General features: G+C 69.4%; 18 protein-coding genes. 13 read left to right on the plus strand and 5 right to left on the minus strand.

The window, feature by feature from the left end; translation table 11 throughout:
• Nucleotides 1-49 precede the first annotated feature (49 nt).
• Nucleotides 50-313 carry a WhiB family transcriptional regulator gene (locus OHT76_RS17795; protein WP_003975777.1) on the minus strand — a complete coding sequence of 88 codons (264 nt, stop codon included), beginning with the start codon at nt 311-313 and terminating at the stop codon, nt 50-52.
• A 658-nt stretch (nt 314-971) separates the two neighbouring features.
• Between OHT76_RS17795 and OHT76_RS17800 the strand changes: the two genes are divergently transcribed.
• From OHT76_RS17800 to OHT76_RS17815, 4 genes are read left to right on the plus strand one after another with little or no spacing between them, the layout of a single operon-like run.
• Nucleotides 972-1,460: a cysteine dioxygenase gene (locus OHT76_RS17800; RefSeq protein WP_328871817.1), complete on the plus strand. Its 489-nt coding sequence runs from the start codon at nt 972-974 to the stop codon at nt 1,458-1,460.
• A 34-nt stretch (nt 1,461-1,494) separates the two neighbouring features.
• Nucleotides 1,495-2,454 (plus strand): 2-phospho-L-lactate transferase, encoded by a 960-nt coding sequence (gene cofD / locus OHT76_RS17805; RefSeq protein ID WP_328871818.1) that lies wholly within the window; start codon nt 1,495-1,497, stop codon nt 2,452-2,454.
• Nucleotides 2,451-3,752, plus strand: a complete 1,302-nt coding sequence (locus OHT76_RS17810) for a coenzyme F420-0:L-glutamate ligase (protein ID WP_328871819.1) — start codon at nt 2,451-2,453, stop codon at nt 3,750-3,752. The genes cofD and OHT76_RS17810 overlap by 4 nt, the downstream gene beginning before the upstream one ends.
• Before the next feature lie 59 nt (nt 3,753-3,811).
• Complete coding sequence (locus tag OHT76_RS17815) at nt 3,812-4,813, plus strand: DNA-3-methyladenine glycosylase family protein (protein WP_328871820.1); 1,002 nt, start codon at nt 3,812-3,814, stop codon at nt 4,811-4,813.
• A gap of 624 nt (nt 4,814-5,437) precedes the next feature.
• On the opposite strand, the gene OHT76_RS17820 is transcribed toward OHT76_RS17815, so the two are convergent.
• Together OHT76_RS17820 and OHT76_RS17825 are read right to left on the minus strand one after the other, a co-directional pair.
• Nucleotides 5,438-6,520: an NDP-sugar synthase gene (locus OHT76_RS17820; RefSeq protein WP_328871821.1), complete on the minus strand. Its 1,083-nt coding sequence runs from the start codon at nt 6,518-6,520 to the stop codon at nt 5,438-5,440.
• Between the two features lie 159 nt (nt 6,521-6,679).
• Nucleotides 6,680-8,083: a peptidoglycan recognition protein family protein gene (locus OHT76_RS17825; protein ID WP_328871822.1), complete on the minus strand. Its 1,404-nt coding sequence runs from the start codon at nt 8,081-8,083 to the stop codon at nt 6,680-6,682.
• Nucleotides 8,084-8,223: 140 nt separating this feature from the next.
• Here OHT76_RS17825 and OHT76_RS17830 point away from each other — a divergent pair, with 140 nt between their 5' ends.
• The 5 genes from OHT76_RS17830 to OHT76_RS17850 all read left to right on the plus strand — a co-directional run bounded on the left by OHT76_RS17830 (nt 8,224) and on the right by OHT76_RS17850 (nt 16,294).
• Nucleotides 8,224-8,982, plus strand: a complete 759-nt coding sequence (locus OHT76_RS17830; protein ID WP_328871823.1) for a TIGR03089 family protein — start codon at nt 8,224-8,226, stop codon at nt 8,980-8,982.
• A 604-nt stretch (nt 8,983-9,586) separates the two neighbouring features.
• Nucleotides 9,587-10,771 carry an LCP family protein gene (locus OHT76_RS17835; protein WP_443049803.1) on the plus strand — a complete coding sequence of 395 codons (1,185 nt, stop codon included), beginning with the start codon at nt 9,587-9,589 and terminating at the stop codon, nt 10,769-10,771.
• A 219-nt stretch (nt 10,772-10,990) separates the two neighbouring features.
• On the plus strand, nt 10,991-12,706 hold the full coding sequence (locus tag OHT76_RS17840; protein ID WP_328871824.1) for an LCP family protein: 1,716 nt from the start codon (nt 10,991-10,993) through the stop codon (nt 12,704-12,706).
• Nucleotides 12,707-12,893: 187 nt separating this feature from the next.
• Complete coding sequence (locus tag OHT76_RS17845) at nt 12,894-14,615, plus strand: LCP family protein (protein ID WP_328871825.1); 1,722 nt, start codon at nt 12,894-12,896, stop codon at nt 14,613-14,615.
• A 62-nt stretch (nt 14,616-14,677) separates the two neighbouring features.
• Nucleotides 14,678-16,294: an LCP family protein gene (locus OHT76_RS17850; RefSeq protein ID WP_328871826.1), complete on the plus strand. Its 1,617-nt coding sequence runs from the start codon at nt 14,678-14,680 to the stop codon at nt 16,292-16,294.
• Nucleotides 16,295-16,316: 22 nt separating this feature from the next.
• Here the strand turns inward: OHT76_RS17850 and OHT76_RS17855 are convergent, their stop codons facing one another.
• Nucleotides 16,317-17,357 (minus strand): glycosyltransferase family 2 protein, encoded by a 1,041-nt coding sequence (locus OHT76_RS17855; RefSeq protein WP_328871827.1) that lies wholly within the window; start codon nt 17,355-17,357, stop codon nt 16,317-16,319.
• A gap of 127 nt (nt 17,358-17,484) precedes the next feature.
• On the opposite strand from OHT76_RS17855, the gene OHT76_RS17860 reads away from it, so the two are divergent.
• The 3 genes from OHT76_RS17860 to OHT76_RS17870 all read left to right on the plus strand — a co-directional run bounded on the left by OHT76_RS17860 (nt 17,485) and on the right by OHT76_RS17870 (nt 22,743).
• Nucleotides 17,485-18,930, plus strand: coding sequence for an LCP family protein (locus tag OHT76_RS17860; RefSeq protein ID WP_328871828.1), 1,446 nt, complete (start codon nt 17,485-17,487; stop codon nt 18,928-18,930).
• 117 nt (nt 18,931-19,047) lie between these two features.
• Nucleotides 19,048-19,878 carry an SAM-dependent methyltransferase gene (locus tag OHT76_RS17865; RefSeq protein ID WP_328871829.1) on the plus strand — a complete coding sequence of 277 codons (831 nt, stop codon included), beginning with the start codon at nt 19,048-19,050 and terminating at the stop codon, nt 19,876-19,878.
• 165 nt (nt 19,879-20,043) lie between these two features.
• A complete protein-coding gene (locus OHT76_RS17870; RefSeq protein WP_328871830.1) occupies nt 20,044-22,743 on the plus strand; it encodes a S8 family serine peptidase in 2,700 nt (899 codons plus the stop codon).
• 43 nt (nt 22,744-22,786) lie between these two features.
• On the opposite strand, the gene OHT76_RS17875 is transcribed toward OHT76_RS17870, so the two are convergent.
• Nucleotides 22,787-24,061 (minus strand): LCP family protein, encoded by a 1,275-nt coding sequence (locus tag OHT76_RS17875; RefSeq protein WP_328871831.1) that lies wholly within the window; start codon nt 24,059-24,061, stop codon nt 22,787-22,789.
• A 119-nt stretch (nt 24,062-24,180) separates the two neighbouring features.
• Between OHT76_RS17875 and OHT76_RS17880 the strand changes: the two genes are divergently transcribed.
• Nucleotides 24,181-24,738 (plus strand): acyl-CoA thioesterase, encoded by a 558-nt coding sequence (locus tag OHT76_RS17880; RefSeq protein WP_328871832.1) that lies wholly within the window; start codon nt 24,181-24,183, stop codon nt 24,736-24,738.

Genomic DNA, 24,738 nt, shown 5'->3' on the forward strand with positions numbered 1-24,738 from the left:
GCGTATGTACGTGGGGGTCTGCGCCGTTCTTCTCAACAGACGGGGCGTCTCAGACGGCGGCCTTCTTCAGCCGGCGGCGTTCCCGTTCGGACAGGCCGCCCCAGATGCCGAAGCGTTCGTCGTTGGCGAGGGCGTACTCGAGGCACTCGGAGCGGACCTCACAGGCGAGGCAGACCTTCTTGGCCTCGCGGGTGGAGCCGCCCTTCTCGGGGAAGAAGGACTCGGGGTCGGTCTGGGCGCACAGCGCGCGCTCCTGCCAGCCGAGTTCCTCGTCCGCGTCGTCGACCAGCAGTTGCTGCACCAGCTCGGTCATGTGCGCCCCTCGTCTGTCTTTCGCGTCCCCGTGATGTAGCCGTTACCGATTTCGGCTGAACGACACGAGTGAAATTACAAGTGTGCTGCTCCGGGCGAGTCAAGCCGAGATCTGCTATTGGGCCCCTTATTCACTCTGCGGAACCAAGGCCTAGCGGAAAGTGTTCAAATCGGCATAAACCTTGACACGCAGACGAGACCCGGGAGGGCCTCCGGCCCGTACAGGCCTAGTACGGAAAAGGACGCCCAGGAGTTCGATCTCGTTCCGACGCGCGCGTCGAAGCGAACCGGATCACAGCCGGATCACGGGACGGCAACGAGGCTTGTGCGCCCGGTTGAGCGCCATGTGTCCCGAGTGCCCGCTGAACAAACCTTTCGCCAGCCAGATGAACCGGATGAGGTGAACCATGTCCCACATACCGGGCGTCGAGTTGACAGTGGAGGTGTGAACCGCTGTCCTTGTGGGCATGCTCGCGAACTTGGCACTCACCTCGACCCGCACCGCCGGGTCCCTCGGTGCTGCCCACGCTCGCTGTAGCTGTTGTTGCTGTCCCAGCTGTTGAGCCACCCCCGCTCCAGCTGCAGACCGGGTCCTCACCCCCGTGACTCGGTTTCTTGTTCCCCTCTGACCTTCTTTCACTGAGGAACCACCGCACCCCATGAACAGCGACAGCGACCTCCAGATCGCCGGCGACATCCTCGAAGTCCCGCATCTCCTCCAGGCTCCGCGCGAGCACCCGGCCACCGTCGCCGAGTTCGCCGGCCTGGCCCGCGCCATCGCCGCCGACCGCTCCCAGTGGGAGCACCTCGTCCAGTACGACGCCACCTCCCGCTGGTACCACCGGCTGCGCACCGGTCCCGGCTACGAGGTCTGGCTGCTGTCCTGGGTGCCCGGACAGGGCAGCGGACCGCACGACCACGGCCCCTCCTCCGGCGTACTGACCGTCCTGGAGGGCGCGCTGACCGAGCGCACGGAGCGCGGCACGCGCGCGTTGGCGCCCGGGGCGCAGCGGGTGTTCGCGCCGGGGTATGTGCACGAGGTCGTCAACGACGCGCTGGAGCCCGCGGTCAGCCTGCACGTGTACTACCCGGGCCTGACGGAGATGCCCATGCACTCCGCTCCGGCCTGCGAGGTTGTGACCGCCTGACGCATTGTCGGACCCGCCTGCCATGCTTGCTTCCATGCGCATTGTGGTTCTGGCAGGCGGCATCGGCGGTGCCCGGTTCCTGCGTGGTCTGAAGCAGGCCGCGCCGGACGCGGACATCACCGTGATCGGCAACACCGGCGACGACATCCATCTCTTCGGACTGAAGGTCTGCCCGGACCTCGACACGGTGATGTACACCCTCGGCGGCGGTATCAACGAGGAGCAGGGCTGGGGGCGGGCGGACGAGACCTTCCATCTCAAGGAGGAGCTCGCGGCGTACGGCGTGGGGCCCGAGTGGTTCGGGCTCGGCGACCGGGACTTCGCCACGCACATCGTGCGGACCCAGATGATCAGCGCCGGATATCCGCTGAGCGCGGTCACCGAGGCGCTGTGCGACCGGTGGAAGCCCGGCGTCCGGCTCATCCCGATGACGGACGACCGCGTGGAGACCCATGTCGCCGTCGAGATCGACGGCGAGCGCAGGGCGATCCACTTCCAGGAGTACTGGGTACGGCTGCGGGCCTCCGTCCCCGCCGAGGCCGTCGTACCCGTGGGCGCCGAGCAGGCCAAGCCCGCGCCGGGCGTCCTGGAGGCCATCGCCGAGGCGGACGTCGTGCTGTTCCCGCCGTCGAACCCCGTGGTCTCCATCGGCACGATCCTCGCCGTACCCGGCATCCGTGAGGCGATCGCCGACGCCGGGGTGCCGGTAGTGGGCCTGTCCCCCATCGTCGGGGACGCGCCCGTGCGCGGGATGGCCGACAAGGTGCTCGCGGCGGTCGGCGTGGAGTCGACGGCCGCGGCGGTCGCCGAGCACTACGGCTCGGGGCTGCTCGACGGCTGGCTCGTCGACACCGTGGACGCCTCCTCCGTGGAGCGGATCGAGACGGCCGGCATCCGCTGCCGGGCCGTACCGCTGATGATGACCGACCTCGACGCGACCGAGCGGATGGCCCGTGAGGCGCTGGCGCTGGCCGAGGAGGTGCGGGGGGCTTGAGCGATGTCTCCTACCGGGTGTGGGCCGTGCCCGGGATCCCCGAGGTCGCCGCGGGTGACGACCTCGCCAAGCTGATCGCGGCCGCGGAGCCCGCGCTGGCCGACGGTGACGTCCTGCTCGTCACCTCCAAGATCGTGTCCAAGGCGGAGGGCCGGGTCGTCCGGGCGGCCGACCGGGAGGCCGCGATCGACGCCGAGACCGTACGGGTCGTCGCGCGCCGCGGCACGCTGCGGATCGTCGAGAACCGGCAGGGTCTGGTCATGGCCGCGGCCGGTGTCGATGCCTCCAACACCCCTTCCGGGACCGTGCTGTTGCTGCCCGAGGACCCGGACGCGTCGGCGCGCGCGATACGGGACGGGCTGCGCGACGCCCTCGGTGTCGACGTCGGGGTCATCGTCACCGACACCTTCGGGCGGCCCTGGCGCTCGGGGCTCACGGACGTGGCGATCGGCGCCGCCGGAGTGCGCGTGCTCGACGACTTGCGCGGGGGCACGGACTCGTACGGCAATCCGCTCAGCGCGACCGTGGTGGCGAGCGCGGACGAGCTGGCCGCCGCCGGTGACCTGGTGAAGGGCAAGGCCGCCGGGCTGCCCGTCGCCGTGGTGCGCGGGCTGGCGCATGTGGTGGCCGAGGACGACGGCGAGGGGGCGCGGGCCATGGTGCGGGGCGGGCGCGACGACATGTTCCGGCTGGGGACCTCGGAGGCGGTCCGTCTCGCGGTCACCCAGCGCCGTACGGTCCGGGCCTTCACCGACGATCCCGTCGACCCCGGGGCGGTACGGCGGGCGGTCGCCGCGGCCGTGACGGCGCCGGCGCCGCATCACACGACGCCGTGGCGGTTCGTGCTGCTGGAGTCCGAGGAGTCTCGGGGCCGGCTGCTCGATGCGATGCGGGACGCGTGGATCGCGGATCTGCGGCGGGACGGCAAGAGCGAGGAGTCCATCGCGAAGCGGGTGCGGCGGGGGGATGTGCTGCGGAACGCGCCGTATCTCGTCGTGCCGTGTCTCGTGATGGACGGATCGCACACCTACGGCGATGCGCGGCGGGACGCTGCCGAGCGGGAGATGTTCGTCGTGGCCGCCGGGGCCGGGGTGCAGAACTTCCTGGTGGCGCTGGCCGGGGAGCGGCTCGGGTCGGCGTGGGTGTCGTCGACGATGTTCTGCCGGGATGTCGTGCGGGACGTGCTGGGGCTGCCCCAGGGGTGGGATCCCATGGGGGCCGTGGCTGTGGGGCATCCCGCGGAGGAGCCTCGGCCCCGTGCCGAGCGGGACGCGGGGACTTTCATCGAGGTGCGCTGATGTACGGCGGCTTCGGCCTACCCTCGTAGGGCTTCCCTCCTCTCCCTAGGACCTCATTCGTGGCTGGACGTTTCGCTCCTCGGCCCACGCGTACGACCGTGCGCGGGGGGCATGTCGGGGTGCCTGCCGGGGTGCCGCGGCAGGCCGCGGTGGCGGGGCGGGTGCGGACGTATGTGCCTGATGGGCCGCTCGATCTGGGGCTGGTGCTCGGGCCGTTGCGGCGCGGGCCCGGGGATCCTACGTTTCGGGCGATGCCTGACGGGTCTGTGTGGCGGGCCAGTCGTACTCCCCTTGGGCCCGGGACCTTGCGGGTTGCTGTGCAGGGGGCGGCGGTTCGGGCGGAGGCGTGGGGGGCGGGGGCCGAGTGGCTGCTGGAGCGGGTGCCGGAGTTGTTGGGTTCCGCGGATGAGCCTGAGGCGTTTGTGCCTCGGCATCGGGTGGTGGCGGTTGCTCGGCATCGGCGGCCGGGGTTGCGGCTCACTCGGACCGGGCTGGTGATGGAGTCGTTGATTCCGTCGATTCTTGAGCAGAAGGTCACGACCGATGAGGCTTATCGGGCGTGGCGGTTGTTGGTACGGCAGTACGGGGAGCCGGCGCCTGGGCCCGCGCCCGGGCGGATGTGTGTGATGCCGGATGCGCGGACGTGGGCGTTGATTCCGTCCTGGGAGTGGCATCGGGCGGGGGTCGACAACAAGCGGGCGTCGACGATTTTGCGTGCTGTGCGGGTTGCTGCGCGGCTGGAGCAGGCGGTGGGTATGGCGCCGGAGGAGGCGCAGGCGCGGCTGGAGGTGGTGCCGGGGGTGGGGCCCTGGACCTCTGCGGAAGTTGTGCAGCGTAGTCATGGGGCGGCGGATGCGGTGACTGTGGGGGATCTGCATCTGCCGGGGATTGTGGGGTTTGCGCTGGCGGGGGATCGGGATGCGGATGATGCGGCGATGTTGTCGCTGCTGGCGCCGTATGCGGGGCAGCGGCATCGGGCGGCTCGGTTGATTCTGCTGAGCGGGAGGGTGTCGGCTCGGCGGGCTCCTCGGATGCCTCGGGGGGATATCGGGCGGTTGTGACGCGTGGTGCGGGGCCGGACTGTTTTTCGCCCCCGCCGCCCCTACCCGTCCCATCCCTGGGGGCTGCGCCCCCAGACCCTCGCTGTCGGCCCTGAACGGGCCTCGTCCTCAAACGCCGGACGGGCTGAAAGTGCGGGACCGGCGTCAGGAAGCACCGCGGCTTCAGCGCCACCAGCGGGTGGGCGGGGGGTTCGGGACGGACATCGGCTCGTCCTCGAACGCCCGACGGGCGCGGAGTAGCCGGGACCGGCGTCAGGAAGCACCGCGGCTTTCAGCGCCACCAGCGGGTGGGCGGGGGGTTCGGGACGGATATCGGCTCGTCCTCGAACGCCGGACGGGCGCGGAGTAGCCGGGACCGGCGTCAGGAAGCACCGCGGCTTTCAGCGCCACCAGCGGGTGGGTGGGGGGTCGGGACGGATATCGGCTCGTCCTCGAACGCCCGACGGGCGCGGAGTAGCCGGGACCGGCGTCACGAAGGACCGCGGCTTTCAGCGCCGCCAGCCGTGGGTGGGGTCGGGATGGCCATCCGGCCGTCCTCGAACGCCGGACGGGGGCGGAGTTGCTGGATCCGCGTTGTGGGTGGGTGCGCCGTCTCGTTTTCCTGCCGGACGGCGCACCGCTCGTTTATTGGTCCGGGGAGAAGCGGAGTGCCCTTGCTGGGATTTGGGCGTCGCACCAGACTCGGGCGCCGTCTGTCAGTTCGTTTTCGGGGCCGATTATGGCGCCGTCGCCGATTACCGTGCCGATGAGGATGGAACGTTCGCCTACTCGGGCTCGGGTGCCGATCAGGGAGTCGGTGATGACCGCGCCGGGTTCGATCACCGCGCCGGGGAGGATCGTGCTGCCGAAGACTCGGGCGCCCTCCGCGACGAAGGCTCCTTCGCCGACCACCGTGCCGCCCGCCAGTTTCGCGTCCGGGGCGACCCTGGCCGTGGGGAGGATGAGACGGTCGCCGCAGCGGCCGGGGACCGCGGGGGACGGGGCTCGGCCCAGGACCAGGTCCGCTGAGCCTCGTACGAAGGCCGCCGGGGTGCCCAGGTCCAGCCAGTACGTCGAGTCGACCATGCCCTGGAGGTGGGCTCCTGCGGAGAGGAGGTCGGGGAAGGTTTCGCGTTCCACGGAGACCGGACGGCCGGTGGGGATCGTGTCGATTACCGAGCGGCGGAAGACGTAGGCGCCCGCGTTGATCTGGTCCGTGACTATCTCTTCGGGGGTTTGTGGCTTCTCCAGGAACGCCGTCACCCGGCCCGTCTCGTCCGTCGGGACCAGGCCGTACGCCCTCGGGTCCGTCACCTTCGTCAGGTGCAGCGAGACATCCGCCTCCGTGCGCTGGTGGGTGTCCACCAACGCCCTGATGTCCAGGCCCGTCAGGATGTCGCCGTTGAAGATCAGGACCGGGTCGTCGGGGGCGGAGTGGAGACGGGAGGCGACGTTGCGGATGGCGCCGCCCGTGCCGAGGGGCTCCTCCTCGGTCACGTACTCGATGTGCAGGCCCAGCGAGGCGCCGTCGCCGAAGTAGGGCTCGAAGACCTCGGCCAGATACGACGTGGCCAAGATGATGTGGTCGACGCCCGCCGCTCTCGCTCTCGCGAGTTGGTGGGTGAGGAAGGGGACCCCGGCCGCCCGGACCATGGGCTTGGGCGTGTGCACGGTGAGCGGACGCAGCCGTGTGCCCTTGCCGCCGACCAGGAGGATCGCTTCTGTCACCTGTTGTCTCCGCTTCCTGCCGGGACCGGCCGAACTGTCTTTCGGCCGGTCAGTGTATGCAGACCGTTGTGTGCAGACCGTGTGCGGTGCCCTCGACGGCAGTGCGGCGTTCGTCATTGATCCGCCTTCCCCCCGATGGCGGTGAATGTGTTCTCCGGGTCAGCGGCCCTGGAGTTTGGCCGCCGTGGTGCGGGCCGTGCCGAGCTTGCGGTACATCTGCCAGCCCGGGCACTCCGTGGCGAAGGCGTCACGGTGGCCGGAGATCACATTCAGTCGTACGTTCCTACCTTTTGCGTAGAGATTGCCACCTCCGGACTTCAGGTATGTCTTTCCGCGCGGATTGGCGCCGAAGAGACCGAGCTTCCAGGCCGTGAGCCGTGCCACGGCCTTCACGGCGGCGCCGGGCGGCTTGGTCGAGCCGTGGCTGCCGAGGAGGGCGATCCCCATGCTGTGCGTGTTGAAACCGAGGGTGTGAGCGCCGAGGACCGGCTTGGCCACGCCACCGGCGCGGCCCTCGTAGATGTTTCCGCACTTGTCGACGACGAAGTTGTAGCCGATGTCCCGCCAGCCCATGCTCATCACGTGGTAGCGGTAGATACCGCGGATGACTGAGGGCGCCTGCGAGCACTTGTATCCGTTGCCGGACGCCGTGTGGTGCACGAAGGCCGCCTTCACCTTCTTCGTATAGACGAATTTCTTCTCCCGCCAGCTCTCGTTCGCTCCCCAGCCGCGGCGGGTGACGATGCGGGGGCGGGGGCCGATGTACGGATTCACCTTCTGTTCCGGCGTCAGTTCGGTGCCGCGGAGGGTGAGGAGTTCGGTGCGGGTCTGGTCGGGGGTGAGGGCCGGGATCTCCAGCGCGCCCACCGGGGCGAGTTCGGCGTTTGCGGCGGAGGCTGCTGCCGTTTCGGCGGTCATGGTGTTGGCGGGGGCGTCCTGAGGGGCGTCCTGGGGGGCGTCCTGGGGAGCCGCCGCTCGGGTGGGCGGCTGGAGGGGGTCCGCCTCCTGGCCCGGGTCGACCAGTTCCAGGCGTAGGCCTCTCGGGAGGGGGTTCGCGTACGGGTCCCGGTCCTGGTCCGCTCTGACTCGTACCTCCACTCCGTCCGAGTCGCCCACCCACAGGGGGGCGGTGGAGCCGCGTACCCGGCCCGAGGTGCGTTCCGCGGTGTCCGGGTCGGCCGCGTGTTCGGCGTTGTGGGTCTCGAGGTCCTGCCAGTCGGACCAGGTGCCGGTGGCCGTGGCGCGGGTGCGGACCTGGACTTGGCCGTGCAGTTCTGTGTCCGGGTCGTCCCAGATGACGCCTACGAGGGAGAAGCGGCGTACGTCTTTGGGGGGCAGACCCTGTTCGGCGGCGGTCGGGGCCGTGGGGGTCGCTCTCGTCGTGGGGAGCGTCGCCAGGGGGAGGGACTCGGTGTGGCCCGGGGTCGGTCTCTCGCCGGGTCTCGTGGCCGCTTCCGCCGTCGGCGCGGGTCTCGTGGTCGCCGCGGCGGCGGTTGGGGCCGGCGGAAGGAGGAGAGCGGCCGCGCAAGTGACACCGATCGAGGAAGCAAGGAATCCACGCATGCCCCTGATGTTGGACATAGTCATACATATCTGTCCATCGGGGACTTGACGGGGCGTTGGGTGGCGTTCGGCCGAATCGGTGGTGGGGGTGGGGGGTGCGCGGGGGGTGTGCGGGGTGGGGCGCGCGTACGCTGACTCGGGTGAATGCCACCGATCGCACCCCTGCCGACCTGCTGACTTCCGCGCTTGCTGCGGATCCTGGGCGTCCCCTGGTGACCTTCTACGACGATGCCACCGGGGAGCGTGTCGAATTGTCCGTGGCCACCTTCGCCAATTGGGTGGCCAAGACCGCGAACCTTCTCCAAGGGGATCTTGGTGCCGGGCCGGGGGATCGGGTGGCCTTGTTGCTGCCTGCGCACTGGCAGACGGCGGTGTGGTTGCTGGCCTGTTCGTCCGTGGGGGCCCTCGCGGATGCGGGTGGCGCGGATGTGGCTGCGGCCGATGTCGTGGTGAGTGGGCCGGACACACTGGATGTGGCGCGGGGGTGTGGTGGGGAGCGGGTTGCCTTGGCGCTACGGCCGTTGGGGGGGCGGTTTGCGCAGGTGCCTGCCGGGTTTGTGGATTACGCGGTGGAGGTGCCGGGGCAGGGGGATCGGTTTGTGCCGTTCTCGGCGGTGGATCCTGAGGAGGCGGCGTTGATTGTCGCTGGGCGGGAGTTCACGGGGGCGGAGGTTGTGGAGCGGGCGCGGGATGAGGCGACGGGGTTGGGGTTGACCGGGCCTGGGTCTCGGATTCTGTCGGGGTTGTCGTACGACACGTGGGAGGGGTTGAACGCCGGGTTGTTCGGGGCGTTGGCCACGGGGGGGTCGGTGGTGTTGTGCCGGAATCTTTCGGTGTTGGGGGAGGAAGCGTTGGCGAAGCGGATCGAGAGTGAGCGGGTCACGGCTGTGGCTCGGTGACTGTCGCGGCTGCGGCACGCCTTTCCTCGCCCCCGCCGCCCCTACCCGTCCCATCCCTGGGGGCTGCGCCCCCAGACCCCCCGTCGGCCTGAACGGCCTCGTCCTCAAACGCCGGACGGGCTGGAGGTGGCTGAGCTGCGGCAGCCCCAGCGGGTGGGTGGGGGTTAGGGACGGCGATGGACTCGCCCTCGAACACCGGACGGGCTGGAGATGGCTGGGCTGCGGCGGCCCCAGCGGGTGAGTGGGGTTAGGGACGGCGATGGACTCGCCCTCGAACACCGGACGGGCTGAGAGTGGCTGGGCTGCGGCGCCACCGGCGAGTGGATGGGCTCGGGGTGGATACGGGCTCGCCCTCACCCGCCAGATACGCCGACAGTCACTGGGCCGCGGCGCCCCCAGCGGGCGGGTCGGGGTTTGGGATGGCCGCGGCCTCGTCCTCGAACGCCGGACGGGCTGAGAGTGGCCAGGATGTGGCGGCCCGCCCCCATCCACCCCCTCCCCCATTCGGCCCATCACCACCCACCCCCCTCCCCCCATCCACGTCATCGTCGTAAGGGAGACCAAGGAGACATCGGCCCGCACGCCATGAGGGGTGGACGTAGACGTGACCGAGAGTGGAGGTGGGGCCTCGGGGTGGGGGGCCCGGGCCAGTGGGACGGGGCTTATACGTCGGCGTCGGCGGCGTTGGGTTCGGGGGGTTGGGCTTGGGGTGGGTCTGGTGGTTGTGGGTGTCCTTGGGGTCGGGTGGGCTGTTTATGTGAAGCTCGATGGGAACATCACGCCTGACAGTGCCGCCGCTGCCGAGCTCGCTCGGTATGAGAGTGAGCGGCCTACCTCGCTCGTCAAGAACGCTCAGAATATTTTGGTGATCGGGTCCGACTCCCGGTCCGGTGACGAGAACCGGCGCTATGGGCGGGACCCGGGAAGCGAGCGGTCCGACACCACGATCCTGTTGCATCTGTCTGCCGGGCGGCGCAGCGCCACCGCCGTTTCGGTGCCCCGGGATCTCATGGTCGACGTGCCGGCCTGTCTACGGCCCGACGGGACACGTACCGACCCCACGTTCGCCATGTTCAACTACGCCTTCCAGACGGGCGGTTCCGCGTGCAGCATCCGTACCGTCGAGAAGCTCACCGGCGTGCGGATCGACCATCACATGGTCGTCGACTTTCGGGGGTTCAAGGACATGGTCGATGCCGTCGGAGGCGTTGAGGTTTGTCTGAAGGCGCCTATCAATGACAAGGCCGCCAAACTTCGGCTTCCCGCCGGGCGCGTCACTCTCGACGGGGAGCAGGCCCTTGGGTACGTGCGTGCCCGTAAGTCCCTGGGCAACGGCAGTGACACCGACCGCATGGACCGCCAGCAACGCTTTCTCGGCGCCCTCGTCAACAAGGTGCAGAGCAATGACGTACTGCTGAATCCGGTGCGGTTGTATCCCGTTCTCGATGCCGCGACTTCCTCGCTCACGACCGACCCGGATCTTGCCAGCTTGCGCGGTTTGTACCAACTCGTCCGCGGTGTGCGCGACATCCCCACCGAACGTGTGCAATTTCTGACCGTTCCCCGGGAGTCGTATGTCTACAACTCCAATCGCGACCAGCTCGTGGAACCCGAAGCTGAAAGGCTGTTCGAGCGTTTGCGCACCGACACGCCCGTCGAAGTCAGTCAAAAGGGTCGCTCGGGAGCGAGTGAAGCGGGCGCCGACGACAAGCGCACTCCCTCTCGCGCCTCCTCCTCCCCCGCCCCCACCTTCCGCGGAAACACCGCCGCCCAGGAGGGCTGCGGGTAAAGCGCGTACCAAGGCGCCGAACCCCCGTTCAGGGAAATGCTCCGTATTGACCGTTTGTAGGGGCGTGGAATTTGTCACGGCCGTCGCTCCACGCTGAACTGGGCGGATAGTGTGAGCGACCCGGTGCACCCGGCCAGCCGGTCGCGCACTGTTTGACCGAGACCCGAGCGCCTGGAGGGGGAAGGCGCCGCGTGGCCCCGACGGAGGATTCGGACAACCGTGGACGCGCAAAGCCGTGGGCGGGCGGAGAACATCGATCCCGCAGACCAGTGGGTGCTCAATCCGAACACTGGCGAATACGAACTGCGACTGAGCCCATCCGCAGCGCAGTCGGCGATTCCGACCCCCCGTAGAGCCGCCTCCCGGACCGCGACGCCGGTGCGCGCACCGCGTCCGGGACGTGAGGTTCCGCCGCCCCGCCGGCGGCGCGGTGTGCCCGAGGAGCCCCTTCCCGGGCGGCGCTCGCGGCGGCCCCAGAAGAAGACCTCCAAGGTCAAGAAGTTCCTGTTGTGGACCGGCGGCAGCATGGCGTTTCTGCTCGTCGCCACCGCGGGGGCCGGGTATCTCTACCTGGAGCACCTCAACGACAACATCGACTCCGTCCCGGACGACGGCGCCAGCACCGGTGGCTTCAACAAGGACCAGGCCATCAACATCCTGCTGATCGGCACCGACAAGCGCACCGGCTCCGGCAACGAGGGCTACGGCGACTCCGGCAGCGTCGGGCACGCCGACACCACGATCCTGCTGCATGTCTCCAAGGACCGGTCGAACGCCACCGCGCTCAGCATTCCGCGCGACCTCATCGTCGACATCCCGGACTGTCCGACCACTCAGGAGGACGGGTCCAAGAAGGTCATCAACGGGTCGAGCGGTGTGCGCTTCAACACCAGCCTCGGGCAGGGCGGCCGTACGCCGAGCTGCACCATGCGGACCGTGACCGAGCTGACCGGGATCACCCCGGACAACTTCATGGTCGCCGACTTCAACGCGGTCAAGACGCTGACCAGCGCGGTCGGCGGGGTCGAGGTGTGTCTGGCCAAGGACATCGACGACCCGGACTCGCATCTGAAGCTGTCCAAGGGCACGCACACCATCGAGGGCGAGGAGGCGCTGGCGTTTCTGCGCACCCGGCACTCCGTGGGCTTCGGCGGCGACCTGAGCCGGATCGGGCTGCAACAGCAGTTCCTGAGCTCGCTGATGCGCAAGCTGAAGTCCAACGACACGCTCTCCAGCCCGACGAAGATGGTGAAGCTGGCGGAGGCGGGCACCAAGGCGCTCACCGTCGACTCCCAGCTCGACAGCATCGGCAAGCTGAAGGACCTGGGTCTGGAGCTGGGCAAGCTCAACACCAAGAACCTGACGTTCACCACGGTGCCCGTGATCGACAACCCGGCCGAGACGGTGAAGTCGACCGTTGTCGTCAACGAGTCGACGGCCCCCGAGGTCTTCGACATGATCAAGAACGATGTGTCGTTCACCGAGGTCAAGGCGCAGAAGAAGAAGGAAGCAGCCGCCGTCGCCGCCCGCCTGAAGGGCACCAAGGCCGACGCCTCCGAGGTGCGCGTCCGCATCCTCAACGGCGGCGCGGAGTCCGGCAGCGCCCAGCAGCAACTCGCCTGGCTCCAGACCGAGGCGGGCGTCACCAAGTCCGAGAACGCGGGCAACGCGGACGCGGAACAGGCCAAGACAACCCTTGAATACGCGCCCGAACAGGCCGCTGAGGCACGGCGGTTGGCGGACATCATGGGTCTTTCCGGGTCGGCCATGAAACCCGGCGAGAGTGTCACCAACTCCCAGGGCCTGCCCACGATGACGCTGATCCTGGGCAAGGACTTCAAGGGAGCGGGTGTGAAGCTCACCGGGTCGTCGTCGGGGAAGACCCCCGAGGGCGTCGACAAGTCCACCGCGGATCAGGTCGAGTGCGCCAAGTGACCGGATGCGTCTAGCAATTGCGGGGAATTGACCGGTTGTAGGGACACCTCATTCGGTTGTACGCACGTGGAATTTCTCACCGACGTCGCTCGACGCCGAAGTGTGCGGATAGTGTGAGCGATCCGGTGCATCGGGCCGCGTGGCGAAGTCCCGCGCGGCGCCTTCCCGACGGAGGATTCGGACAACCGTGGACGCAGGCCGTGGGCGGTCGGAGAACATCGACCCCGCAGACCAATGGGTACTCAATCCGAACACCGGCGAATACGAACTGCGACTGAGCCCTTCCGCACCGCAGTCGCCGAGGTCACCGCAGTCGCCCGTCCCCGGTCCGCGCAGACGTCCCGCGCCCGGTCCGGACGCAGGCACCGCCAGACCCACGGCCGTACCCGGCCGCCAGGTGCCGCCGCAGCGCAGACGTCGGGCCGAGCCCGAGGAGCCGCCGGGGCGGCGCGGGCGCAGGCCCGGCAAGTCGAAGGCGAAGAAGGCGCTGCTGTGGACCGGCGGCACGATGGCGTTCGTGCTCCTCGCCGCCGCCACCGGCGGCTACCTCTACCTCAAGCACCTCGAGGGCAACGTCGACACGATCGACGTCGGTGACGCGGGCGCGAGCAGCTTCAAGAAGGACGAGGCCTTCAACATCCTGATCATCGGCACCGACAAGCGCACCGGTGCGGGCAATGAGGGCTACGGCGACAAGGGCAGCACCGGCCACGCCGACACCACGATCCTGCTGCATGTCGCCAAGGACCGGTCGAACGCGACCGCGCTCAGCATTCCGCGCGATCTCATCGTCGACATCCCAGAGTGCGATGCGACGTTGGAGGACGGCACCAAGGAGCCCGTCTCCGGGAATCAGGGCGTCCGCTTCAATCGCAGTCTCGGGGAGAGCGGCCGGGACCCCGGCTGCACCATGCGCACGGTCAAGGAGTTCAGCGGCATCCAGGTCGACCACTTCATGATGGCCGACTTCAACGCCGTGAAGACGCTGACGACGGCCGTGGACGGGGTCGACATCTGTCTGGAGCACGCCGTCAACGACGACGACTCCAAACTGAATCTGCCCGAGGGCGAGTCGACGGTGGAGGGCGAGGAAGCGCTCGCCTTCCTTCGTACCCGCAAGAGCTTCGGCAACAGCGGTGACCTGGACCGGATCAAGGCGCAGCAGCAGTTCCTGGGCTCGCTGATGCGCAAGATGTCCTCCAGCGACACCCTCACCAGCCCGACGAAGCTGCTGAAGCTGGCCGAGGCGGCCACCGAGGCGCTGACCGTGGACAAGGCCATAGGGAAGGTGGGCACGCTCAAGGACCTGGCCCTGGAGCTGAAGAAGGTGCCGACGAAGAACATCACCTTCACCACGGTCCCGGTGAAGGACAATCCGGCCGAGGTCGTGAAGGCGACGGTCGTCGTCAACGAGACGGCGCCCCAGGTCTTCGACATGATCAAGAACGATGTGTCGTTCACCGAGGTCAAGGCGCAGGAGAAGAAGGAGAAGGCCGCCGTCGCCGCCCGCCTGAAGGGCACCAAGGCCGACGCCTCCGAGGTGCGCGTCCGCATCCTCAACGGCGGCGCGGAATCCGGCAGCGCCCAGGACCAGCTCACATATCTCCAGACGCAGGCGGGCGTGAGCAAGTCCGAGAACGCGGGCAACGCGGACGCGGAACAGGCGAAGACGACCCTTGAGTACGCTCCTGACCAGGCAGATCAGGCGCGCCGGCTGGCGGACATCATGGGTCTGTCCGGCTCCGCGCTCAAGCCCGGCGAGAGCGAGCTCAACGCTCAGGGTCTGCCGACGATGACATTGATCCTGGGCAAGGACTTCAAGGGGGCGGGCGTGAAGCTCAACGCCTCCTCGGTGAAGACGCCGGACGTGGAGAAATCGACGGCTGACAAGGTTGAGTGCTCCGGTTGAGCCACTGAGGCGACCTGACGGGCCTGTCGAACGTCTGACATGACGTACGACAGGCCCGTTCCATGGCGCGCGGGTGGGGCGGTTCGACCGGCAAGGGTGGGGAGGACGGGGAAGTGACGCAGAGCAGTGTGCGGGAGGCCGAGCCAGCCGCCGAAGCAGGGGGCGGGGAGGGGCGGGGCGGGCACCGCAGAGGGGGCCCGAGGCGTGGGCGGCGGATCATGAAATGGTCCGCGACCGTCCTCACCGTCCTGATAGTCGGCACGGCCGGCGCCGGGTATCTCTACTACCGGCATCTGAACGGCAACATCAAGCACGACGACCTGAACCTGGGGGACAGCAAGGTCGCCAAGCCGACGCCGAACGCCGCCGGGCAGACCCCGCTGAACATCCTGCTCATCGGCTCGGACGCGCGGGACACCAAGGAGAACCAGAAGCTCGGCGGCGCCAAGGAGACCTTCGGTACGCCGCCGCGGGCGGATGTGCAGATGCTGCTGCACCTGTCGGCCGACCGCTCCAACATGTCGGTCATCAGCATGCCCCGCGACACCCTCGTACAGATCCCCAAGTGCACCGATCCGGACGACGACGAGGTGTACCCGGCGAGCAACGGGCGGGTGGCGACCAACCAGAGCCTGAGGCACGGCGGTCCGGGCTGCACGGTGGCCACCTGGCAGGAGCTCACCGGCATCCACATCGACCACTTCATCATGGTCGACTTCGCGGGCGTGGTGTCGATGGCGGACGCCATAGGCGGCGTCCCGGTGTGCGTGGACGCCAACATCGAGTCCCGCGACAGCCAGGGCCACGGCTCCGGTCTGAAGCTGGAGGAGGGCACGCACCCGGTCAAGGGCGAGCAGGCCCTCCAGTGGCTGCGCACCCGCTACGGCTTCGAGGACGGCAGCGACCTCGCCCGCGCCAAGGCTCAGCACATGTACATGAGTTCGATGGTCCGGCAGCTGCGCGAGAACGCCACCCTCAGCAACCCGCTGAAGCTGCGCCGGCTCGCCGAGGAGGCCACCGACGCGCTCACGGTCGACCCCGGTCTGGACGACGTCAAGAAGCTCTTCGACCTCAGCAACGAGCTGCGGAAGGTGAAGCCGGAGCGCATCACCATGGCCACGATGCCGAACCGGTACGTGGGCGCGCAGGTGGAGCCCACCGAGGACGCCGAGCAGTTGTTCCGGCTGGTGCGTGAGGACATCGCGCTGGACGGCAAGGGCAAGAAGAAGGCGAAGACCGAGGAGAAGGTCTCCGACGATCCGGCGGCGGCCGATGGCGAGATCGCTGTCCAGGTCCAGAACGGCACCAGCAGCGACACCCTGGGCGCGGTCAGTGGGCGGGCGAACACGGTGACCGGGCTGCTCCAGGAGGAGGGCTTCACACAGGCGGTCGCCGACCAGTCGACACTCCTCAGCGAGGACCGTACCCTCGTCCGCTACCCGAGCGCGGACCTGGAGGGCGACGCCCAGCGGGTCGCCAAGTCCCTGGGGATCCCGCTGAGTTCGGTGAAGCGCTCCACGGAGGTCACCGGCGTGACGCTCGTCGTCGGCGCGGACTGGCGCGAGGGTACGGCGTACCGGGCACCGAAGCAGGACGACAAGATGCCCGACGCCGACAAGGCCCTCAACGGCGCCGACGAGGAGGCCTGTATGCACGTGAACCCGGCCTTCACGTTCTAGGCCGGGTTCGGGGCGGCCGTGCTCAGTGACCGACGTTGTCGCCACTGAGCACGGCGGGGCGCCGGGAGGCGATCACCTTGCGGGCCAGCGCGCGCGGGCTGGTCAAAAAGCCCCAGCCCCAGGACATGTGCATGGTGGCGAGGGCGACCGGGATCTGGAGGCGCGCCTTCAGCGGCAGCCGCTTGCCCGCCGGGACCGACCCGAGGACGATCGCCGCGAGATAGCCGCCGGGGATCAGGAGGCCGAGCGGCGTCAGGGCCGCGCCCACCACCAGGCCCGCGGCGATGGCGAGGACCGCCGTCGGCGGGGCGAGGTAGCGCAGGTTGATGGAGCCCTCGTGGTAGCGGGCGACGACATGCCGCCAGCGGCCGTAGTCCTTGTACTGCTTGGCCAGGGCCTTCACGCTCGGCCTCGGGCGGTACGACACCTTCAGCTCGGGCGAGAACCAGATCAGCCCGCCGGCCTCGCGGATCCGGAAGTTCAGCTCCCAGTCCTGGGCGCGGATGAACTCCTCGTTGTAGCCGCCCTGCTGCTCCAGGGCCTCGCGGCGGAAGACACCGAGGTAGACGGTCTCGGCGGGGCCCGCCTGTCCTCCCGTATGGAAGACGGCGTTGCCCACCCCGATCTTCGAGGTCATCGCGGCGGCGACGGCGTGCTCCCAGTCGTTCTCGCCCTCGGCGTGCATGATGCCGCCGACGTTCTGCGCGCCGGTCTCCTCCAGGAGGCGGACGGCGGTGGCGATGTAGTTCGGCGAGAGCATGCCGTGGCCGTCGACGCGGACGACGATCGGATGGCGGGAGGCCTTGATCGCGGCGTTGAGGGCAGCGGGAGTGCGGCCGGTCGGGTTCGGGACGGTGTGGATGCGCGCGTCTTCGGCGACGAGCCGGGCCGCGATCTCGTCCGTACGGTCCGTGGACGGACCGAGGGCGATCACGACCTCCATCTCGCCGGCGTACTCCTGCGCGAGGATCGCTTGGACTGCTCCGCGCAGATGCCGCTCCTCATTGAGGACGGGCATGATGACGGACACGGCGGGGAGCTGCACGTCGGACTTGGCGTTCATAGGGGCCTCACGTTACCGCGAACGGGGGACACCGGTGCGCCCCGCCCGGGGCGGTGCACCGGGTCACAGATCGTATGGGCCTACGGTGCTCAAGATCCCACGTACGGCCCTCGCGGAGGTGTCCCCCATGCCCACGCCGCCCCGCTCTCCTTCCAGACCGCCGCAGCGGCGCCCACGTCCCCCCGTACGGCGGAAAAAGCCGCGCTGGGCCATGCGGGCGGTGACGACGCTGTCCGTGGTGGTGCTGGCGTCCGCCGGGATCGGGCACGCGGTGATCACCAGCCTGGACGCGGACATCGCGCGCGTCGACCCCTTCAAGGACATGAAGAACCGGCCGCAGGCCGGGCACGGGATGAATGTGCTGCTGGTCGGCACGGACGGCCGGGACCGGATCTCCGAGGCCGAGCGGCGCAAGTACCGGCTCGGCGGGGCGCCCTGTCACTGCACCGACACGATCATGATCGTGCATATCTCGGAGGACCGGGAGCGGGCGAGTGTGGTGAGCCTGCCGCGGGACTCGTACGCGATGACGCCGGCGCATGTCGACGGGACGAGTGGTGAGCGGCATCACGGTCATCCGGTCAAGCTGAACGCCGCGTACGCGGAGGGCGGGCCGCAGCTGACGGTGCGGACGGTGGAGGCCATGACCCGGGTGAAGATCGACCACTATCTGGAGGTCGACTTCACCAGCTTCATGAAGACGGTGGATGTGCTGGGCGGGGTGAAGGTCTGTGCGGCCGAGCCGCTGAAGGACTCGTACACCGGGCTGGATCTCCCGGCGGGCACGCACGCGCTGAACGGCGGGCAGGCGCTCCAGTACGTCCGCGCACGCCATGTCGACGGCGCGTCCGACCTGGGCCGGATGCAGCGGCAGCAGCGCTTTCTGGCGGCGCTGGTGGAGCGGGCGACCTCGTCCGGGATCCTGCTGAACCCGATGAAGTTCCGGGATGTGACCCGGGCGGTACTGGGATCGGTGCGGGCGGACAAGGGCTTCGGCACGGATGAGCTGCTGGCCCTCGGCCGGGCGATGCGGAACTTCTCCCCCTCCTCGTCGGAGTTCACAACGGTGCCGATCGGGCGGATGGGATACGTCGTGAAGGGCGTCGGGTCGACGCTGAAGTGGGACCCCGCGAAGTCGTCCCGGCTCTTCGCCGCCCTGCGCGAGGACAAGCCGCTGGCCGCGCACCGGCCGCGGAGCGAGGCGCTGAAGGTGGAGGTGGCACCGCAGCAGATCCGGGTGCAGGTGGAGAACGGGACGGGGACGGAGGGTCTGGGCAAGCGGGTGGACGCGGCGTTGGCGGCGACCGGGTTCCGGACCAGTCGGATGCCGGTGAACGCGGCGGAGCGGACCGTGCGGCGGACGGTGGTGGCGTACGACCCCCGCTGGGACCGCTCGGCGAAATCGCTGGCCGCCGCCCTGCCCGGGAGTGAGCTGCGGGCGGTGAAGGGGCTGGGGGCGACGCTGAAGGTGATCGCGGGGGCGGACTTCGAGCGGGTACGAAAGGTGCGGGCGACCGATCCTTCGCAGGGGGAGTCCGGGGTGGTGCGGGGCGACGAGGTGGTCTGCAAGTAGGCGGTGCCCACGGACCGCCCAATTCCTGGACCTTGGTCAAGTTCCCGCCAAACCGGCCGAGTTGTGCCTAGGTTTGGTGCGCATCCCGACCGCTTGTGTCCGAAGGAGACCGCCCTCATGTCCGACCTCACCACGCCATCGCCCGACGACGAGGGCGTGGCCCGCACCGCACGGCTGCGCACCGACGTCTCCCACTCGGCGCGGATCTGGAACTACTGGCTGGGCGGCAAGGACCACTACCCGGTGGACGAGGAGGTCGGCGACCAGATCCTGTCGTTCGTGCCGGCCCTGCCCCGCTCGGCCGTCGCCGACCGCCGCTTCCTGGCCCGCGCGGTGCGCCACCTCGCCGGGGAGGCGGGCATACGCCAGTTCCTGGACATAGGCACCGGCCTGCCCACCGCCGACAACACCCACGAGGTGGCCCAGCGGGTGGACCCGACCTGCCGGATCGTCTACGTCGACAACGACCCGCTCGTCCTCACCCACGCGCACGCCCTGCTCACCAGCGCACCCGAGGGCGCCACCGACTACATCGAGGCCGACGTCCACGACCCGGACGCGATCCTCGCGGGCGCCGCCCGCACCCTGGACCTCACCCAGCCCGTCGCCATCACCATGCTGGGCATCCTGAACTTCGTCCTGGACACCGACGAGGCCGCCGCCGTGGTCCGCCGTCTCCTCGAGGGCGTCCCCGCCGGCAGCTACCTGGTCGTCTCCCACCCCACCACCGAGGTGGACGGCGAGGCGATGAAGACGGCGGTGGAGTACTGGAACGGCCAGGGCTCGGCCCCCATGACCCTGCGCAGCCACGACGATCTGGTCCGCATCTTCGAGGGCGTCGAGGTCCTCGAGCCCGGCATCGTCTCCTGCTCCCGCTGGCGCCCCGACAGCGCGGAGCCGGAGGCCGTCGAGGTCACCCACTTCGGGGGCGTGGGCCGCAAGCGCTGACGCTACGCCGCGGCCGCTCTGTTCCATCGGGCGCAAGGCGTATCTCGTGCGCCTTCCCGGACGCGGCCCTAGGCGGCCCGTGCGGGCAGGAGGAGGGTGGTCCCGCACGGTCGCCGTCGGCGGACCGCCCCGGCGACACCTCACGAGCGCCAACGGGGGCACCACATGAGCTCAACTCCGCCGGAACCCGAATTCAGTTACGTCGACAAGGCCAGCGGCAGCCACAGGACCTTCCGCCCGTCCGGGACCGAGGCCATGGTCCGGCTGCCGTCCGACGCCACCGGCGCGACGGTGAACAGCCTGGTCGCGTCCCGGCCACTGCTCTCGGTCAGCCAGGGCTACAACCTCGACCGCGGATTCGCCGCGGTCTACCTCGACCCGGCCGCCGAGACGGACGCGGCCGCCCTCACCGCCGAGCCGGAGGTCGTCGGCGCACTGCCGGTGATGATCGACGAGCACGGAGCGTCCCGGTACTTCGTGCCCGGCGAGTTCACCGTACGGTTCCGCCCGGACGTCGACCGGGCGAGCGCCGAGCGGATCATCGCCGAGCACGGCAGCAGCGTCGCGGTCGCCCAGCGGACGCCCGAGTACTACACCCTGAGGGTCCCCGAGGGCCGGGAACTCTTCGCGGCCATCAGGGAGTTCGCCGAGCTCGACGAGGTCCGCTTCGCCGAGCCGTCCGAGGCCGGCTTCAACGACGCACAGGCCTATCTGCCCGACGACCCCGACTTCCAGCGCCTGTGGGGCCTGCGCAACACCGGGCAGACCGTCGACGGAGTGACCGGCACCGCGGGCGTCGACATCGGCGTCACCGAGGCCTGGGACCTCACCCGGGGCCACCGGGACGTCATCGTCGCCGTCATCGACACCGGCGCCGACCTCGACCACCCCGACCTCGTGGCGAACATCCTGCCGAGGGGCGAGGAGGACTGGGACTTCTCCGACGCCGCCGACGCGGTGCCGGAGGACGCGGACGGCCACGGCACCCATGTCGCCGGGACCGTCGCGGCCGTCGACAACGACCTGGGCGTGATCGGCGTGGCCCCCGGCTGCCGGGTCATGCCGCTGCGGGTGAACCTCACCGCCGGCATGAACCAGAACCGCGCCGACGCCATCGACTACGTCCGCCGCCAGTCCCTCGCCCACCGCGAGCGCCGCTACGTCATCAACTGCAGCTGGCGCGCCAACGGCGACCACGCCGGCATCCGCACCGCCGTCCAGGACGCGGTCGCCGACGGCGTACTGATCTGCTTCGCCGCGGGCAACGCCAACAGCAACACCGACATCACCCCGCAGTTCCCCGGCGTGTATCCCGAGGTAATCGCGGTCGCCGCGCTGGACTCCGCCAATGCCAGGGCGGGCTTCTCCAACTTCGGCACCAACGTCGACGTGGCCGCGCCGGGCGTCACCATCTGGTCGACGTTCCTGGGCGGCAACTTCCGCTTCCTGGACGGCACCTCCATGGCGAGCCCGCATGTCGCGGGTGTCGCGGCCCTGGTCTGGTCCCGCAATCTGGAGCTCACGAACGCCCAGGTCCGCCGCATCATCGAGAGCACCTGCGACGATGTCGACGCGGCCAACCCGGGCTTCGCCGGCATGCTCGGCCGGGGCCGGATCAACGCCCACCGAGCCGTCACCAGCCCCCTGATCCTCCCCACGCCCGCCCCGACGGGCACCGACCTCACCGGTGACGGCCGCGCGGACATAGTCGGCTTCGGCGACGCCGGGGTCTGGGTCTCCCTCAACAAGGGCGACGGCTCGTTCACGGCCCCGAAGCTGACGGTGGCGAACTTCGCCTACAACGCGGGCGGTTGGCGTACGCAGAAGCACCCGCGCCTGCTGGCCGACGTGACCGGGGACGGCCGCGCGGACATCGTGGGCTTCGGTGACGCGGGCGTGTGGGTGTCCCTGAACAACGGCCGCGGCACCTTCCAGGACCCGCAGATGGTCGTCAGCAACTTCGCCTACGACGCGGGCGGTTGGCGAGTCGAGAAGCATCCGCGCTTCCTGGCCGACCTGACCGGAGACCGCCGCGCGGACATCATCGGTTTCGGAGACGCGGGCGTGTGGAGGTCGCTGAACCGGGGCCGCGGTTCGTTCGCCGCACCGGAGCTGGTGGTGCCGAACTTCGCCTACGACGTGGGTGGTTGGCGAGTCGAGAAGCATCCGCGCTTCCTGGCCGACCTGACGGGCGACCGCCGCGCGGACATCGTCGGCTTCGGCGACAGGGGAGTGTGGGTGTCCCTCAACAACGGGGACGGCACCTTCCAGGACCCGCAGATGGTCGTCGGCAACTTCGCCTACGACGCGGGCGGTTGGCGGGTGGAGAAGCATCCGCGCTTCCTGGCGGACCTGACCGGTGACCACCGTGCGGACATCGTGGGCTTCGGGGATGCCGGGGTCTGGGTGTCCCTGAACAACGGCGACGGCACCTTCCAGGACCCGCAACTCGTCGTGAGCAACTTCGCCTACGACGCGGGCGGCTGGCGGGTGGAGAAGCATCCGCGCTTCCTGGCCGACGTGACCGGTGACGGCCGCGCGGACATCGTCGGCTTCGGCAACGCCGGGGTCTGGGTCTCCCTGAACAACGGCGACGGCACCTTCCAGGACCCGCAGCTGGCCGTGGACAACTTCGCCTACGACGCCGGCGGCTGGCGAATCGAGAAGCACCCGCGCTTCCTCGCCGACCTCACCGGCGACCGCAGCGCCGACATCGTCGGCTTCGGGGATGCCGGGGTCTGGGAGGCCCTCAACGGCGGCAAGGGCGCGTTCGGGAATCCGCAGCTCGTGGTGGAGAACTTCGCCTACGACGCCGGCGGCTGGCGGGTGGAGAGGCACCCCAGGTTCGTGGCGGGACGGGCGTAAGCACGCAAAGGGGCGGTCAGTCGAGCTGACCGCCCCAGACGTCTCAGTTCCCGGAGACGGTGACCTTCTCGTCGTTGTTCAACTGCTCCACCAGCGTCTTCACCTTCGCCTTGTCCCAGACGAGGTTGCCGCCCGAGGAGCCGGAGATCGGCATGTTCATCGACTTGCCCTCGCCGCCCGTGACGCCCTTCATCGCCCAGAACATCGACGCCAGGTCGAACAGGCCCATCTCCTTGTCGACGATGAGGGTGTCCAGACCGGCGCTCATCGTCGGGTACAGCTTGAAGGGGTTCAGCACCGTGCTCGGCGTCGCGGCCTGGTTGGCCAGGGCCGCGAGGAACTTCTGCTGGTTCTTCGTACGGTCCAGGTCGGAGCCGGCCAGCGCGTACCGGGTACGGACGAAGGCGAGCGCCTCCTCGCCGTTCAGGGTCTGCTTGCCCTCCTTGAGGTCGGCGCCGGACTTGGAGTCCTTGATGCCGCCCTTCGGGATCTCCATCTCCACGCCGCCGACCGCGTCGACGATGTTCGCGAAGCCCGCGAAGCCGATCTCGACGTAGTGGTCGATGTGCAGGCCGGTGTTGAACTCGACCGTCCGCACCAGCAGTTCGGGACCGTCCTCCGCGTAGGCGGCGTTGAGCTTCACATGCCGGCCCGTGCCCGGGTAGGTCTTGCCGGACTCCGAGCCCACGAAGGTCGGGATCTCCACGTCCGAGTCGCGCGGCAGTGAGATCAGCGTCGGGCCGTTGTCGCCGGTGTGCAGGATCATCATCGAGTCCGTGCGCTTGCCGTCGGCGGACCCGGTGTGCAGCTTCTTCTTCTCCTCGGCGGACATGCCCTCACGGCTGTCGGAACCGACGATCAGATAGTTCGTGCCCTCGCCCGCCTCCGGCCGCTCGATGACCTTGCCCAGGTCGACCTCGCGGTTGAGCTTGGAGTCGGCCCAGAAGTAGGTGCCGATGGTGGTGACGACGAGCACGGTGACGACGGTGATCGCGGTCCACTTGATACGGCGCCGCCAGTTCGGCGCGGGACGCGGCTCGCGCATCCCCCCGCCCCCGCCACCGCCGCCGGGGGGCGAGCCGTAGACCTGCCCGGTGTTGTAGCCGCTGTCGTAGCCGTCCTGGCCCTGGCCGTCGACGTACGACGGCTGGGGCGGCACTCCGTACGGCGGTGCCGCCTGGCCCCCGCCGGACGGTGCCGCCGGGCCGCGGCGGACCTGCCGCATGACGCGCGCGCCATCCGGCCGTGCGCTTGCACTGCCGTGTCCGTAGCCGCTGCCGCGGTTGTTGTCGGACCATCCCTCGGGCCAGTTGTTCATGCGCCCCAGTGTGCAGGGAACGGCTGTGTGTCTTACAAGGGTCGAGGAAAAATAGGGGCACGGCTGTTGCGAACCCAACACAAAGTCCCCGTCTTGTCCCCCGGCATAAGGTGGAGGCCATGACAGACCAGGCCTCCACTGCGGAATCGGGCACTCCGGATATCCCGGGCAAGCCGACGTCCGCGTCCCGCACCACGCTGAGCCACATCATGACCCACAGTGACACCAACCTGCTGGGTACGGTGCACGGCGGGGTGATCATGAAGCTGGTCGACGACGCGGCGGGCGCGGTCGCGGGCCGCCACAGCGGTGGCCCCGCGGTGACGGCGTCCATGGACGAGATGGCGTTCCTGGAGCCGGTGCGGGTCGGCGACCTGGTCCATGTGAAGGCTCAGGTCAACTGGACCGGCCGTACCTCGATGGAGGTGGGCGTCCGGGTCCTGGCGGAACGCTGGAACGAATCCACCCCGGCCACCCAGGTCGGCTCGGCCTACCTGGTCTTCGCGGCGGTGGACGCGGACGGCAAGCCCCGAAGGGTCCCTCCGGTGGTCCCGGAGTCGGAACGGGACAAGCGCCGTTACCAGGAGGCCCAGATCCGCCGCACCCACCGCCTGGCCCGCCGCCGGGCCATCATGGACCTCCGCGAGAAGAGGGCGGCGGAGGGCATCGAGGACTGA

It is taken from the genome of Streptomyces sp. NBC_00287 (assembly GCF_036173105.1).
Classification (GTDB): Bacteria; Actinomycetota; Actinomycetes; order Streptomycetales; family Streptomycetaceae; genus Streptomyces.

Bases quoted from the DNA above. Each gene is read 5' to 3' on its own strand.
- OHT76_RS17795 (WP_003975777.1), bottom strand. From the start codon at position 313: ATGACCGAGCTGGTGCAGCAACTGCTGGTCGACGACGCGGACGAGGAA.
- OHT76_RS17800 (WP_328871817.1), top strand. From the start codon at position 972: ATGAACAGCGACAGCGACCTCCAGATCGCCGGCGACATCCTCGAAGTC.
- cofD (WP_328871818.1), top strand. From the start codon at position 1,495: ATGCGCATTGTGGTTCTGGCAGGCGGCATCGGCGGTGCCCGGTTCCTG.
- OHT76_RS17825 (WP_328871822.1), bottom strand. From the start codon at position 8,083: ATGCGTGGATTCCTTGCTTCCTCGATCGGTGTCACTTGCGCGGCCGCT.
- OHT76_RS17850 (WP_328871826.1), top strand. From the start codon at position 14,678: ATGGCGCGCGGGTGGGGCGGTTCGACCGGCAAGGGTGGGGAGGACGGG.
- OHT76_RS17855 (WP_328871827.1), bottom strand. From the start codon at position 17,357: ATGAACGCCAAGTCCGACGTGCAGCTCCCCGCCGTGTCCGTCATCATG.
- OHT76_RS17860 (WP_328871828.1), top strand. From the start codon at position 17,485: ATGCCCACGCCGCCCCGCTCTCCTTCCAGACCGCCGCAGCGGCGCCCA.
- OHT76_RS17865 (WP_328871829.1), top strand. From the start codon at position 19,048: ATGTCCGACCTCACCACGCCATCGCCCGACGACGAGGGCGTGGCCCGC.
- OHT76_RS17870 (WP_328871830.1), top strand. From the start codon at position 20,044: ATGAGCTCAACTCCGCCGGAACCCGAATTCAGTTACGTCGACAAGGCC.
- OHT76_RS17875 (WP_328871831.1), bottom strand. From the start codon at position 24,061: ATGAACAACTGGCCCGAGGGATGGTCCGACAACAACCGCGGCAGCGGC.
- OHT76_RS17880 (WP_328871832.1), top strand. From the start codon at position 24,181: ATGACAGACCAGGCCTCCACTGCGGAATCGGGCACTCCGGATATCCCG.